General features: G+C 65.5%; 11 protein-coding genes and 1 pseudogene. 5 read left to right on the top strand and 7 right to left on the bottom strand.

Annotated elements, in window-relative coordinates:
* Nucleotides 1–74: 74 nt before the first annotated feature.
* Nucleotides 75–326, top strand: coding sequence for a hypothetical protein (locus GZ092_RS07145; RefSeq protein WP_293635703.1), 252 nt, complete (start codon nt 75–77; stop codon nt 324–326).
* Between the two features lie 220 nt (nt 327–546).
* Entirely contained in the window at nt 547–1,251 is a 705-nt protein-coding gene (locus tag GZ092_RS07140; RefSeq protein ID WP_293635702.1) for a glutathione S-transferase N-terminal domain-containing protein, read from the top strand.
* 46 nt (nt 1,252–1,297) lie between these two features.
* Here GZ092_RS07140 and GZ092_RS07135 read toward each other — a convergent pair whose 3' ends face one another.
* Nucleotides 1,298–1,936, bottom strand: a complete 639-nt coding sequence (locus GZ092_RS07135) for a methyltransferase domain-containing protein (RefSeq protein WP_293635701.1) — start codon at nt 1,934–1,936, stop codon at nt 1,298–1,300.
* 432 nt (nt 1,937–2,368) lie between these two features.
* On the opposite strand from GZ092_RS07135, the gene GZ092_RS07130 reads away from it, so the two are divergent.
* On the top strand, nt 2,369–3,202 hold the full coding sequence (locus tag GZ092_RS07130) for a transglutaminase family protein (protein ID WP_293635700.1): 834 nt from the start codon (nt 2,369–2,371) through the stop codon (nt 3,200–3,202).
* 100 nt (nt 3,203–3,302) lie between these two features.
* Here GZ092_RS07130 and GZ092_RS07125 read toward each other — a convergent pair whose 3' ends face one another.
* Entirely contained in the window at nt 3,303–5,405 is a 2,103-nt protein-coding gene (locus tag GZ092_RS07125) for a D-(-)-3-hydroxybutyrate oligomer hydrolase (RefSeq protein ID WP_293635698.1), read from the bottom strand.
* A gap of 546 nt (nt 5,406–5,951) precedes the next feature.
* On the opposite strand from GZ092_RS07125, the gene GZ092_RS07120 reads away from it, so the two are divergent.
* A complete protein-coding gene (locus GZ092_RS07120; RefSeq protein ID WP_293635806.1) occupies nt 5,952–6,785 on the top strand; it encodes an aldo/keto reductase in 834 nt (277 codons plus the stop codon).
* A 66-nt stretch (nt 6,786–6,851) separates the two neighbouring features.
* Here the strand turns inward: GZ092_RS07120 and GZ092_RS07115 are convergent, their stop codons facing one another.
* Genes GZ092_RS07115 through GZ092_RS07105 form a run of 3 tightly spaced genes read right to left on the bottom strand, consistent with a single transcriptional unit; the run spans nt 6,852 to nt 10,449 of the window.
* Nucleotides 6,852–8,492 (bottom strand): M48 family metallopeptidase, encoded by a 1,641-nt coding sequence (locus GZ092_RS07115; protein ID WP_293635696.1) that lies wholly within the window; start codon nt 8,490–8,492, stop codon nt 6,852–6,854.
* Nucleotides 8,479–8,838: a hypothetical protein gene (locus GZ092_RS07110; RefSeq protein WP_293635694.1), complete on the bottom strand. Its 360-nt coding sequence runs from the start codon at nt 8,836–8,838 to the stop codon at nt 8,479–8,481. Before GZ092_RS07110 ends, GZ092_RS07115 begins: the two co-directional genes overlap by 14 nt.
* Before the next feature lie 15 nt (nt 8,839–8,853).
* Entirely contained in the window at nt 8,854–10,449 is a 1,596-nt protein-coding gene (locus GZ092_RS07105; protein WP_293635692.1) for a CHASE2 domain-containing protein, read from the bottom strand.
* Nucleotides 10,450–10,645: 196 nt separating this feature from the next.
* Here GZ092_RS07105 and GZ092_RS07100 point away from each other — a divergent pair, with 196 nt between their 5' ends.
* The gene (locus GZ092_RS07100; protein WP_293635690.1) at nt 10,646–11,677 is read left to right on the top strand and encodes an SDR family oxidoreductase; all 1,032 of its coding nucleotides are present in this window, start codon (nt 10,646–10,648) and stop codon (nt 11,675–11,677) included.
* Between the two features lie 47 nt (nt 11,678–11,724).
* Here GZ092_RS07100 and GZ092_RS07095 read toward each other — a convergent pair whose 3' ends face one another.
* Complete coding sequence (locus GZ092_RS07095) at nt 11,725–12,285, bottom strand: DUF427 domain-containing protein (protein WP_293635688.1); 561 nt, start codon at nt 12,283–12,285, stop codon at nt 11,725–11,727.
* 72 nt (nt 12,286–12,357) lie between these two features.
* Nucleotides 12,358–13,258, bottom strand: a pseudogene (locus tag GZ092_RS07090) (formylglycine-generating enzyme family protein).
* Nucleotides 13,259–13,458: the final 200 nt, after the last annotated feature.

Genomic DNA, 13,458 nt, shown 5'->3' with positions numbered 1-13,458 from the left:
CGCCAAATTGGCGTCAGCGACAATCAGCCTTAATCCCCAAGGCAACCTCGCCCTACCAGAAAAGCAGCAACACCATGACCGAAGACCTGAACCGAAAGAACGAATTGAAGAAGATGGCGCTGTGCGAATCGTGCGCCGGCATCCAGCGCAACTGGCGCAAGGCACCGGGCCATCCCGAACTGGTGCAGGGCGGCAACCGCCAGGAAAAGCGCGGCGCCAGTCTGGTCACCCTCACCAGCTACCGCTGCGACCGCTGCGGCACTGCGTGGGAATACGAAAACAACAGGGCCAACCAGCACGCCGGCTGGTCGGTGGTGGGGCGCTAGGCGCTGCCGGTCTTTTCCGCCGGCAAGCGCTCACCGCGTGCGCTTTCAAAATTAGAACGGGCAGCGCCGGGCAGCTGTTTACCCGCCGGTGTCAATCCGTCCCGGTGACCTGCATCACCGGCGTGGACTTGCGATGTGCGGCTGCAGGCCAACGGCCTTCGGGCCAGAATGCGTGCTCCCGTGGGGCCTTTGTCCCGCATTCACCGCCCCAGGAAGCCGAATGAACGATCTTGCCGCCTTTCCCGTGACCCAGAAATGGCCCGCCCTGCACCCTGACCGGCTTCAGCTGTATTCGCTGCCCACTCCCAACGGTGTGAAGGTTTCCATCCTGCTGGAAGAAACCCGGCTGCCATACGAGGTGCACCTGGTCAGCTTTGAAACCCAGGACCAGATGACGCCGGAGTTCCTGTCGCTCAACCCGAACAACAAGATTCCAGCCATCCTGGACCCGAACGGTCCGGGCGGCAAGCCGCTGGCGCTGTTCGAGTCGGGCGCCATCCTGCTCTACCTGGCCGACAAGACCGGCCTGCTCATTCCGCAGGACGCGGCCGGCCGCTACGAGACGATCCAGTGGCTGATGTTCCAGATGGGCGGCATTGGTCCGATGTTTGGCCAGCTGGGCTTTTTCAACAAGTTTGCCGGCAAGGACTATGAAGACAAGCGACCGCGCGATCGCTACGTGGCCGAAGCGCGGCGCCTGCTCGGCGTGCTGGACCGGCGGCTGCAAGGCCGCGACTGGATCATGGGCACGCAGTACAGCATTGCCGACATCGCCACCTTTCCGTGGGTGCGCAACCTCGTCGGCTTCTACGAGGCCGGGGAGCTGGTGGGATTCGACGACTTCGCGCAGGTCAAGCGGGTTCTGGCGGCTTTCGTGGAACGGCCGGCAGTGGTCAAGGGTCTGGCCATACCGGAACGGCCCTGAAGCTAAAGCGCTGAATCCGGAAGGTGGGGTTCCCGCCCTGCCGGGCTCAAGTTTCGGGCTTGACCCAGGTGAACACGCGCACCGGCGGGACGTTGACGACTTCCCACTTCTTTTCAGGCTTGCCAAGGTAGGGCGACACGAAGCTTGATACATGCGCTCGCACCTGGTAGGCGACAAAGCGTCCGCCCGGACGCAGCACACGCGCCACGCTGGACGCCACCCGGTCAGAGACCTCGGCCGGCATGGTGGAAAACGGAATGCCCGAAATGATCGCATCGGGCGCGGGCAGCCTGCGCGCGCTCAGGAACTCGTCCAGGCGCTCTGCGCTGCCGAGTTCGACACTGAAGCGCGCATCGCGGATCGACGCATGCAGGCGCTGGTGAAATTCGGTGTCCAGCTCGATGGCCAGCAGTTGCGCGTTGGACGCCATGGCGCGCAGGAACGCCGAGGTCGTTCCGCCGGTGCCCGGCCCCAGTTCGACCACCATGCGCGCGTCGCCGATGCGCGCGCTGCGCACCAGCCGCTGCTCCAGCTGGCGCGAACTCGGAATGACAGAGCCGACCTGGGCCGGGTTGCGCACAAACCCGCGAAGGAACTGGAAGCTGTCCCGCAGCTGGCCAAAAGCCGGACTGACGCAAGGTGCGGCGGCATGGCCTGCCTGCCCTTCAACGCGTTGCTGGTTCATGGTGCGAGTCCTGTCGTGGCTGGTGTGCTTTCAGTCAGCGTTGCGTTGTCGGTGCCAGGCCTGCTCCCCGAGTCTTCGCTGCAGCGCTGCCATGTGTTTTTATTCTGAAGCAGCAGCGTCCTGGCGTTTGTCAGACGTTGCCTTGTCAGCATGGGAACATTCACCGCACCGCAGCACCCCGGGGGCGGCAGGCCGGAACGGGAGCCGGTGTTGACGATCGCTTTGATTGCTATTTTTTATATAGCATCAAACCAATGCCAGTCCAGCGTAAACGTCTACTTTAATCAATTTTTCATCTGCTGGCCATGCGCTTGCGGCTGAAACAGTTCGCACCTGCACAGCCGCCGGATTTCAGCCTACAAGCTGGACATGACAGGCACGCTAAGCTAAAGCTTCTCGCGCCCTCCCTGCCATTTTTTTACCTTTCCCTCCATGAAGCTCAAAGCTGCCTGTTCCATCAGCGTGACCGCTGCCTCGGATTGCCCCATGGTGGCGATGTTGCGCCCGCGCAGCGGCCAGACGCAGTGGGTGGTCAGCGAACGCTACGACCTGCACCCCTGGGCGCCGGTGGACGAGTTTGCCGACGGCTACGGCAACCTGTGCCAGCGCCTGGTCGTGCCGCAGGGGCAGATGCAAATCAACGTCGAAGTGGTCATGGAAGTCGAAGACCACATCGCGGTGGCGCATGACGCGCCCAAGACGCCCATCACCGAACTGCCCGCCGACGTGCTGCACTACCTGCTGCAAAGCCGCTACTGCCCGTCGGACATGATGCAGGACCAGGCGCTGACCGTGGTCGGACTGGCACCGCCCGGTTATGCGCAGGTCGAAAAGATACGCGCCTGGATTCACGACAACCTCGAATACCGCTACGGCGTCAGCACCCCGAGCACTGATGCGCTCGACACCCTGGAGCATGGCGCAGGCGTGTGCCGCGATTTTGCGCATGTCGGCATTGGCCTGTGCCGCAGCCTGCAGATTCCGGCGCGCATGGTGGTCGGCTACCTGCACGGGCTCAAGCCGATGGACCTGCATGCCTGGTTCGAAGCCTTTGTCGGCGGTCGCTGGTACACCTTCGACGCCACGCAGGACGCGCCGCGCGGCGGCCGCATCGTGCTGGCCTACGGCCATGACGCGGCCGACGTGGCGTTTATCTCGGACTACGGGCTGCAGCCGCTGCAGCTTGACGACATGCAGGTCGAGGTGATGCTGGCGGAGAGTACCTTGCCGCTGGACGCCGTCCAGAACGACGTCAGCAGCCAATAGCCATGCGGACACGACGAACGCGCTGCCTGTTTCAATCCCCATGAAAAAAGCCCGTGGCGCACAGGCGGCGCCACGGGCTTTGCAAGAGACTTGAAAACGATCAGTCGGCGATGGTCAGCACGTTGTTGGCAAACGTGATCTGGTCAGCAGCAGCCGGCTTCGTCTGGATCGGCGGCACGTTGGCAGTGCTGATCGGGTTGGCAACGGTGCCGTTCAGGCCGCGCGGCACGGTACGCACCACCTGGCTGGCCGGCAGGGCGGCGCCCGATTTCAGGTTGGCATACATCATGTCCATTGCCTGGATGAAGTAGCGGTGCAGCGGCACCAGGCGCTCCGGATAGCCCGGTAAGGCGAGGAAGGCGTCGAAATGCTGGGCATTGGTCACTTCGATGTACGACAACTTGCTAGCGGTGCCTTCCACGATCTTGTTCATGCCGTAGTAAGGCCGGCCAGTGAAGGCCACCGGCAGCAGCGTGTCGGCCCGGCCCTGCACGATCAGCGCCGGCTTGCCGCGCAGGTTGGCGCTGCGCACCACTTCCTTGATGCCCTGCTGCACGCGCACCGCGTTGGCGCTGGTGCCGGTAAACAGCTCGCGCATGCACAGCGCGCCGGCGATGTTGTAGTCCTGCACGTTGCCGGCCGACAGCGAGGCCGCATCGAGCAGCGGCCCGCCCAGGCTGAGGTTGTTGACGATGTTGATGCCGATGGTTGGCGGCACGCCGTTGGACGCGCCGAACGAGGTCGCCAGCGAAGCCGCACTGACTGATGTCGGTGCGCCGGTGGCACCCGTCGCGGCAAAGCTGTAGCCGCACAGGTTGTCCTTGACGCTGAAGCGGCCGTAGGTGTTGGCATAGGTCAGCCCCACCGACAGCGTGGCAAACGAGTAGTGCGATGCCTGCAGCACAGTGCTTTCCGGCTGCCATCCGGCCTCGATCAGCTTGGCCATGGCGCTGGCGGCCTGCTCGGCGGTCGTGGTGCCGGTGACCAGGCCGTTGGCCTGAAGGGCGCTGCAGCGGTTGGCGGCAATCGTGGGGTTGACGGAATTGAAGGCGTTCGTCGTGGGCGACACCAGCGCGGCGCAGGGCTGCAGCAGGTTGGCCAGCGTGAAATAGTCGTACAACGGCTTGCCGGTGCCGACCAGGGTGGTGGCGCCGCGCTTGACGCTCAGCCGGTTGTCGGGCGCGAGCTGGACTTCGGGCTCGGCCACGGCCACGCCGCTGATCAGGCCCTGCGTGTCCTGCTCGGCCGCCGCCAGTGCCGAGCCGGCACCATTGGACACGCTGGAGGCAATCACGATGGTGTTGGATGGCGTGAGCTTTTTCAGGTGCGTCACGCCGTCACGGGCCAGGTCGCCGTATTTTTCATTCAGCACGAAATAGGCGAATTCGACCGACTGCAGCGTCCACTTGCCCCAGTCCTTTTCCGGGTTTTGCTGCGAATGCGCATGCTTGACGGCAAAGCGGTTGGGCGTGGCTGCATTGAAGGTGGCCAGTTCGGCGGCGCTCAGTCCGGCAGTGAAGATCGAGTTCTTGCCGGCCGTGGCAGCATCGGTGCGAACGCCGTTCTGCCCGTTGACGGTGTTGTTCTGCAGGTCGTGAATGCCGGTGCCGGTGCCCTTGTCGGTATAAGCCACGGCGCAACCGTTTTTCAGGCCCCATTCGCCGGACGAGCCGATGGCGCCGTAGACGCCGCGCGAGCCGCTGGAGGTGCCGGTGACGATGCAGGCATTGGCCGGGTTGAAGGTGGCGGGCACCTGCACCAGCATGGTGATGTTCTGCTTGCCGGTGCCGTCGTCCGAATAGGCGATGAACTCGGTGCCGGCGATCTTGCCTTCGCTGGTGGTGATGACGCCCTTGGCATCGACGTTCGGCCCATACAGCGTGCCGTAGCCGCCAGCCGCGCTGATGTCAAGGATGGCGCGGTAGTTGTTGAAGATGGCGAGCTTGCGCAATTCGGCAGGCGTTGGCTTGAGCGGGTCGGCGACGGCTGGCGCGGTACCGCCCAGTCCGGTCTTGCCCAGGCCGGCGGTCAGCAGGTCGTCGCTGCTGCCGTCATAGCTGGCGGTGGCGATGGCACCCAGGTAGCTCGGCTTGATGTTGGTGCTCTCGACCGGGTCGCTGCTGCCGCCGCAGGCGCTCAGCGCGAGTACGGCTGCGGCCAGCGTGGTCAGCTTCAAGGTCGTGTTCTTGCGTGGAATGCTCATGTCTCGCCTTCTTGTGTTGATTTGTTCGTTCACATACTTTTCACGCACGCCTGTTCCAGGCAATCTGACGCTTGGCGCCAGTTTGTCCCTCAGGGATGCGAAGCCTCAGCAGCCCGAGACCCCTCGGAATGACGTGCTGAAGTCAGCTGGATGATGGTCTGTAAGACTGGGCGTTTCAATTCCGTACGAATACTTACCGGGGTAAGCGAGCTTGACGGCTCCGTAAAAAAACACGCGACTCCATTTACGGAAAAATTACCCCTGCTGGCGGTGGACCGCCCATCGGTGGCGGCGTCTCAAGCCAGCCAATAGGACTCCCTGTTTGCCTCGAGAGGTCACCTGATTCAATTCCTTTGTGCTGCGTGGCTTTTGAAGTTCAGGCAAATTTCTCCCATGCACCTTCCGCCAGCCCTTTCCCGTGGTGCGGACCGGCGCATGGGCCTGCGCCAGTCCGCACGCGCACTCGCCGTCCTGTCGGTAGCGGCGCCGTGGTGGACTGGGGCACTTGCGCAAACCCGACCACCTGCGCCACAGCAGGCCATCCCCATGACAGCCCCAATCGACACCCGCCCCATTCCCTCGACCGGAGAAGCGCTGCCGGTCATTGGCTGCGGCACCTACATCGGCTTTGACCTGGCCCCGGGCACGCCCGGCCACGCCCAACTGCCGGGCGTACTGGAGGCGCTGTTTGCCGCCGGCGGCTCGGTGCTCGACAGCTCGCCGATGTACGGCCGTGCCGAGAGCACGACCGGCGAGTTGCTGGCCGCCGCCGGCAGCCGCGCCCAGGCCTTCGTCGCGACCAAGGTGTGGACCAGCGGTCGCGAAGCCGGCCTGGCACAGATGGCGCAGTCGTTTGCCCGCCTGCGCACAGAACGCATCGACCTGATGCAGGTGCACAACCTGATGGACTGGCGCGTGCAGCTGGGTTCGGTGCGCCGCTTGCAGGACGCCGGCCGGGTGCGCTATGTCGGCATCACCCACTACACCGCGTCCGCCTATGCCGAAGTCGAGGCGGTGCTGCGCGCCGAAAAGCTCGATTTCCTGCAGATCAACTATGCACTGGACGACCGCGCTGCCGCCCAGCGTTTACTGCCGCTGGCGCAGGAACGCGGCGTGGCGGTGCTGGTCAACCAGCCTTTTGGCGGCGGCGGACTGCTGCGGCGCCTGGCCGGCAAGCCGCTGCCCGGCTGGGCAACCGACATTGGCTGCACCCGCTGGGCGCAGGTGCTTCTGAAGTTCGTGCTGAGCCACCCGGCCGTGACCTGTGCGATTCCGGGCACCGGCCGACCCGCGCACATGCAGGACAACCTGGCGGCGGGCCGGGGCCAGGTGCCCGATGCGGCATTCTGGCGTCGGCATGCGGATTCGCTGGGGTTGTAAGGGCTGGCGACGGGGCCACCGGCCGGGCAAAGCCTGAACCAGGACGTTTTTCCTTGCCCAGCCGCCCTACGGCGTTTTGAAAAGCTTTTTCGCAATCTGGTCGCTTTTTTCCTTGGTCTTGCGATCGACCGTTTCCTGTTCGGACGGGCTGGTGGCGGCCTGCGTGCAGCGCGCCGACACGCGCCGGAAGTTCTTGCCGCAGTTTTGCGCCATGCGCTTGGCCTCGTCCCAGCCCTGCGCCTCGCCGTAAAAACGGATGGCATCGGGCCAGGCTTCCTCGGCATTCTGGAAGTAGCCCATGCCCTGGTCCATCACCTTTTTGGCAGCGGCGGTTTGACGGCCATCCTGAAGCCGCTTGCTGCGTTCCTGGTAGGTTTTCCAGGCCCGGTCCGGTTCAGACAGAAAGTTCGCTTCCAGTACCTGGCCAGGGTCTGATTTCTGCCTGCCCGCCAGCGCTGGCTGCTCGTTCAGCACGGTGTACAGCGCAAACAGGGGCACGGCATGCGTGGCAGTGGGGCCCGTCGCCGACTTCCTGGCCAGTTCCAGGGATTTCGGCTCTTTGGGTGCGTTGATGACCTTGAAGGCCAGCGCGTAATTGGCCAGGATGGCTGCCGTGCGCCTGTCCTGCAAGGCTTTTTGCAAGGGCCTGGACACCGGCTCCTTGCTGACCTGAATGTCGGGAAACGGCGCGACAGCCACGCCCAGCGCATCAATTCTTTCCTCGGTCGGCGGGTGGTCGCTGCGCACTTTTGCCGACACCTTGTTGATGTCGAAGGCCATCTGCTGCAGGGCGGCACCCAGGTTGCCGCTGAATTCGCCGCTCGACTGGGCGAACGACTGGCTTGCGGCGTTGTTGCCGGCCTTGGGATTCTGCTTGACGGCGTTGTCCATGGCTTGGAGCTTGATGGTCTTGAGCATCTGCTCGTTCTTGCCTTTTTCGCGCTGTTCGTTGTCCTCTTCCCAGCTGGCCTGGCGCTCCAGAAAGGCCTTCATGCCATGCTCGTACGAATAGCCCAGCTTCAGGCTGATGTTGAGGCCGAAGTTGTCAGCCGCGCTTTCCTGCGAGCGGCCATACACCGTGGTGACCAGCCCGCGTCCCAGCGTGTAGGCCGTGACCAGGCTGTCAACGTCATTCCAGCCGGTGGCCTGGGCGGTTTTTCGCGCCACTGCCACGCCCATGGCCAGAAAGCCGGTCACCGTGTCGGCACTTTGCACCGCGCCTTCCAGCTCGTGGTAGTGCAGGTAGACATGCCCGAACTCATGGCTGAGCAGGGCTGCAAGCTCGTCTTCGCTCTGCGCCGAGGTCAGCCACGGCATGGAAATGTAAATATTTCCGGCACCGGTCGCATAGGCCTGCAGGGCATCGCTGGCCAGGATATGCACGCCGCCGGGCCAGTCGGCCACGCCAGCCTGTGTTTTGATGCGGGCATACACGCTGTTCAGGTAACGCTGCAGGTCAGGGGCATTGACCAGGCCAAAACCGCGCGCGCGCTGGTTGAGCACATCCTGCGCGGCATCGGGCCAGGCACGCGCGGCAGGTGGCGGCAGCGCGGCGGTGGGGCTGACAGGGACGGCTGGCGTCAGGAACGGCAGCGACGGCATGCCCTTGGGCATGGTTTCGCAGCCCGCCAGCACCACCAATGACAAGGCCATTGCGCCGGTCTGCAACGTGCGCCAGGGACGCGCGGGAACGTTATTTGCAGGCATCTTTTCCAGCTCCCGGTGTGGCAATGGTTGCATTCATGGCCGACTGCGAGGCGGTGCCGCAGCTGGCGGTGCTGTCGCGGCTGATACGCACCTGCATGCCACGCAGCCAGTAGTTTTGTCCGCCGATGGCGACCTGGTGAAAGCCGGTCTTGGTCGATTGAATGATTAGCGGCAGCCCGGCTTCTGCCACGCTGACCTGGCGCACGGCCACGGCTGCACCGGGCTGGTCGTACAGGTCCAGGCTGGCCAGGGTGCTCGGGCTGGGCGCAATGACCTTGCCTTGCGCAAGCGCTGCAGAAACGGGTAGCGCCAGCAGGGCGATCAGCAGGGGAACATGCAATTTCATTGGTTGTCCTTCGGGTTAGGTCACTGGCGGGGATGCGGGAAAGGGGGGCGTCGCGACACTTGCTGCAGCGGTTGTTTTGAAAAGGGCCTGGATCTTTTTCATATAACCCAGGCCCTCGGCCAGCAGCGTCATGCCCACCAGCTCGACCACGGGCAGCATGCCGATGCGGAAATGGGACTGCAGCCAGCCGATCAGGACCATGACCGCCACGGTTTGAAGCGCCAGCCGCGCCAGCCAGGCCAGCGCATTGACCGGCAGCCGGAGCAGCCGACGGGTCCGCTCCGGTTGCGCCTGGAAGCGCGCATGCAGGCTGGCCAGCGCTGGCGGCCAGCCACGCAGCTGAAACGACCGGATCAGTTTTGCCTGCAATGCATCCCAGGCCAGATGCACCCCGAAGACCAGCAGGATGGCCAGCAGGCCCGGCTTGAGCAGCGCCCATGACGGCGGCATCGTCCATTCGGCGCTGAGCTTGTAGTCGCCTGCGTAGGTCAGCAGGTTGTCCAGCGCCATGGCATGCATGTAAATGCCCGGCGTGACGCGGTGGACGGGCGAATCTGCGAAATCGTTGAAGCCCGGGACGTTGGCACCCACCAGCACATAGCGCCCGGCCAGATAGGGCGCCAGCTCGCTTTCCGACAGGGTCGCCAGCTGGGCCATGGACAGCGTCTGGTGGTAGGGGCACAAGGGCAGCCGGTCGGCGTCCCAGAGCTGGCGCAGCACACCGGGCACCAGTTGCCAGCGGTCAGGCGCGCCGGGACGACAGTGCGCCAGGCGTTCTGGCCGGTGGATCTGCGGGGCCGAGTTGTGTCCCCACACCAGCGCCATGGGCACGGTTTCCTCCCCCAGGTCCAGGTGCGCCACGTCCTGCGCCATGGCCAGGGCGGCGCTGCGGTAGGCCGGCTGCTTCAGCGGCTCGCTTGCAGGGCCGGACACCCAGCCGTCATCGGTCAGGTGGCGGCTGAGCTGGTAGCTCCAGGCCAGACCATCCAGCGGATCGGGAAGGTAGTCCACGCCCACCAGCGTGAAACAGGCCGGTGCGGCGCCGGGCTGGTCAGCGCCCAGGCCGGCGCGAATGGTCAGGCGGCCGGTTTGGGGCGAGGGCATTGCCGCCAAAAATACCGGCACCTTGAATTCATTCTGAATCCTGCACAGCGCCTGGCGCAGGCTTGAAATGGTCGGATCATCGCGTTCCTGGCCGAAGGTGATGTCCAGCATGATGGCTTTGGGCCGGGCATTCGGGTCGCCCGCCAGGCGAAGCAGCCCGTCGGCATGGTCCTGGTAGCTGATGGGCCAGGCGCTTGCGCTGCTGTCGAGGAATTCCCGGTCGTACATTGCCACCGTGATCTGCTCGCGCATCACGGCCGGATAGTGGAACTGCGCCGTCAGAGGCGCCTGCGCACGGGCCATGAAACGCGTCAGCGCCATGCCGCTGGCGTTGAGCTTGTCGCCCAGCCAGAGCATGGTGAACGACACCACGACCAGGATCAGCAAGGCCCAGAGCGGTGCAAACCGGCTTCTGCCTCGATAGGCAGGCGTGCTGGTGCTGACGCTCAAGGCGTCGTTCAAGTCGTTACCCAGCCGGCTCAAGAGCTTCATTGTTTTCATCGGCATGCCGGGAAACCGGTTCTGCCTGTCCCTGCGAAAGAAGCAATGTTACAAAATGTGCAACAAGTCTATCCGCAGTCAGGCACTCGCCGAAAACTGATGGGCCGGCGCCCGATTCGGGCCGGCACCTTCGCCGATTGACAGCCGGGTTTTTGCACCGGACGATTGAACCCATTGACCACTCCTTACTTCAGGCCCGCCCATGCTTAACACCCACCCCGACCACTTACCGGCGCCCGTCGTCGTCCTGACCGGCGCTTCCAGCGGCATCGGCCATGCCACCGCGCTGGCTTTTGCGCGTACGGGCGCGCACCTGGTGCTGGCGGCGCGCGGCCCCGAGGCGCTGGACAAGGTGGCGGCTGAATGCGAGCTGCTCGATGCCCAGGCGCTGGCCGTGCCGACCGACGTGACCGATGCCGACGCCATGCAGGCGCTGGCCCACGCGGCCATCCAGCGCTTTGGCCGCATCGACGTCTGGATCAACAACGTCGGCGTCGGCGCGGTCGGCGCGTTTGACACCATGCCGATGGAGGCGCACGAGCGCGTGATCGCGGCCAACCTGCTGGGCCACATGAACGGCGCGCATGCGGTGCTGCCGCACTTTCGCCAGCGCGGACGCGGCACGCTGATCAACATGATCTCGTCAGGCGGCTGGGTTCCGGCGCCGTATGCCGCCGCCTACACCGCCAGCAAGTTCGGGCTGCGCGGCTTTTCCGAGGCGCTGCGGGCCGAGCTGGGCAGCCTGCCCGACGTGCATGTCTGCGAGGTCTACCCGACCTTTGTCGACACGCCGGGCCTGTTCCATGGCGCCAATTACACCGGCAAGCGCCTGCACCCGCCGCCGCCGGTGCTGGACCCGCGCGCGGTGGCCCAAACACTGGTGGCATTGAGCCGGGCGCCGCACGATGTCACGGCCATCGGCAGCATGGCGATTCCCGGACGGCTGGCGCATGCCGTTGCGCCCGGGCTGACCGGCCGCCTTGCGCGCTGGCTGACCGACCGGTCGCTGGAGCGCGCCGACCCGGCACCGGTCACCAACGGCAATCTGTTCGAGCCCTCACGCGTTCACACCATCGACGGCGGCTACCGCACGCTGGCGGTGCGCGCCATGCCGGTGGCGGCGGTAACGCTGGCCGGTGCAGTCGGGCTGGGGCTGCTGTGGGCCATGAGCCCGCGCCGGAGCCGGCCTCAGGACGCGCGGCGGATGGCCAAACAGCCCAGGCCAGCACGCTGAACCGCCGCCAGGCGCAGGCCCGCTTCAGTCCGTCGGCTGCCGGCCGCTCACCAGCCGCCTGAACCGGGTCCGCCCTTGACCGGCCCGACCACTTCGGGCGTGATCCAGCCGGCATAAAAACCGCCCGGCTGCGGCTGCACCTGCAGGCCGTCCACGCGGCAGTCCAGGTGCTGCGGATAAAACCCGAAATGGCCGGCCAGCGCCTCGTAAGGCGCCAGCGGATGCGCATACGACCAGGCCACGCGGTCGAGCAGGCCGCCGCCGGGCAACCGCACCGACCAGTAGGCCGCCTCGCCTTTCCATTCGCAGTGCGACGCGCCGCCCGCCGGCACCAGCCAGTCGGTGCGCACGTCCTGCGCCGGAATATAAAAGCCGGGCGGGCTGGCGGTTTCCAGCAGGCGCAGCGTGCGGCGGCTGCGGGCAATCTCCTGGCTGCCGGCCATCACGACCACTTCCCGGCCGTCAGGCACCAGCCGGGGCGGGCGCGGATAGTCCCAGACCGACTCCTGGCCCGCCCCGGTGGGCAGTGCAAAGGGCGGGCGTTCGGCGCCGGTGTGGCGCCACAGGGCGGTGGCCCGGGCCAGCCGGTCGGCATTCTTGCGGTCCATGCGGCACTCCTGAAAAAACTTCACATTGCACAAAAAACCGGCAGGCCGGCGGAGCCGCTATTTTTTCAGCCTTCAGCGGTCTGCGCTGTCCGCTTCAAGCAGCAGCCGCATGCCGACCAGGGTATAGCGGGTCTGCGGCGAATTCCAGTTGCGGTAGCTGCAGCGCGAATACAGCGCCCAGGTGTGCCAGGAGCCGCCCCGGCGCACGCGCACCGTGCCGTCGGCCGGGCCGGGCGGATCGACGGCCGGCGAGGCGGCGTAATACGCGTCGTCATGCCAGTCGGCGGTCCATTCCCAGGCATTGCCGAGCATGTCGTGCAGGCCGAAGGCGTTCGGCCTGAAGCTGCCGACCGGCGCGGTGAAGGCATGGCCGTCTGACCCCGGCTGCGCCTGGGCGCGCAGGGCCGGCCAGTGGCGGGCGGCATCGGCGTCGAAGGTGTTGGCGATCTGCAGCAGCGACTCGGGCGGGTTGCCGCTGTAGTAGCGCGACGTCGATCCGGCGCGGCAGGCGTATTCCCACTCGGCTTCGCTCGGCAGGCGGTAGCGCCGGCCTTCTTTCTGGCTCAGCCAGCGGCTCATCGCCACGGCATCGTTCCAGGTGACGTTGAGCACAGGGTGCGCGTCGTCCTGCGCAAAGCCCGGATTGCGCCATGAATACTTCGGGTTCGAACAGGTCGCCGCGTTGCGACGCGGCCGGGTCGTAGGCCGGGTTGTAGCCGTAGCCGCCGGTGCCGTCGGCCACCGATTCGGGCACATGGCCCGAAGCCTCGATGAACTGGCGGAACTGGCCGACCGTGACCTCGTGCTGGCCCAGAAAAAAAGGCCGGCTGATGCGCACCCGGTGCACCGGCGCCTCGTCGGCCAGTTCGACAAAGCGCCGCAGCTCGTACTGCGGATAGTCGCGCGCCAGCGCCTGCGGGGTTTCGTCGCTGCCCATCAGGAACTCCCCGGCGGGCACCCGGACAAACTTCATGCCCAGCGAGTTTTCAAGCACTTCGGGCGCGGACGGCGCGGGCCCTGAGGCACAGGCCGCCAGCAGCAGCGGGCTGGCGAGCAGAAAAAGCAGGAAGCGTGGGTTCATGGTGTTTCAACATGTCAACTCTGAAGCACCACTTTAGGGCATCTGGCGGATGACTGTCTTCACGATGGTGCAACCGGGGTGCAATGCGCAGT

Origin of the sequence: Polaromonas sp., from assembly GCF_010365105.1 — a bacterium.
GTDB lineage: Bacteria > Pseudomonadota > Gammaproteobacteria > Burkholderiales > Burkholderiaceae_C > Polaromonas.
Note: the sequence above shows the minus strand (reverse complement) of the source record. Positions and strands in the feature narration are given on the sequence as shown.

What these genes read in the sequence shown, in the direction of transcription:
- GZ092_RS07140 (WP_293635702.1), top strand. Translation starts at nt 547, where the DNA reads ATGAACGATCTTGCCGCCTTTCCCGTGACCCAGAAATGGCCCGCCCTG.
- GZ092_RS07120 (WP_293635806.1), top strand. Translation starts at nt 5,952, where the DNA reads ATGACAGCCCCAATCGACACCCGCCCCATTCCCTCGACCGGAGAAGCG.
- GZ092_RS07115 (WP_293635696.1), bottom strand. Translation starts at nt 8,492, where the DNA reads ATGCCTGCAAATAACGTTCCCGCGCGTCCCTGGCGCACGTTGCAGACC.
- GZ092_RS07135 (WP_293635701.1), bottom strand. Translation starts at nt 1,936, where the DNA reads ATGAACCAGCAACGCGTTGAAGGGCAGGCAGGCCATGCCGCCGCACCT.
- GZ092_RS07125 (WP_293635698.1), bottom strand. Translation starts at nt 5,405, where the DNA reads ATGAGCATTCCACGCAAGAACACGACCTTGAAGCTGACCACGCTGGCC.
- GZ092_RS07145 (WP_293635703.1), top strand. Translation starts at nt 75, where the DNA reads ATGACCGAAGACCTGAACCGAAAGAACGAATTGAAGAAGATGGCGCTG.
- GZ092_RS07130 (WP_293635700.1), top strand. Translation starts at nt 2,369, where the DNA reads ATGAAGCTCAAAGCTGCCTGTTCCATCAGCGTGACCGCTGCCTCGGAT.
- GZ092_RS07110 (WP_293635694.1), bottom strand. Translation starts at nt 8,838, where the DNA reads ATGAAATTGCATGTTCCCCTGCTGATCGCCCTGCTGGCGCTACCCGTT.
- GZ092_RS07100 (WP_293635690.1), top strand. Translation starts at nt 10,646, where the DNA reads ATGCTTAACACCCACCCCGACCACTTACCGGCGCCCGTCGTCGTCCTG.
- GZ092_RS07095 (WP_293635688.1), bottom strand. Translation starts at nt 12,285, where the DNA reads ATGGACCGCAAGAATGCCGACCGGCTGGCCCGGGCCACCGCCCTGTGG.
- GZ092_RS07105 (WP_293635692.1), bottom strand. Translation starts at nt 10,449, where the DNA reads ATGCCGATGAAAACAATGAAGCTCTTGAGCCGGCTGGGTAACGACTTG.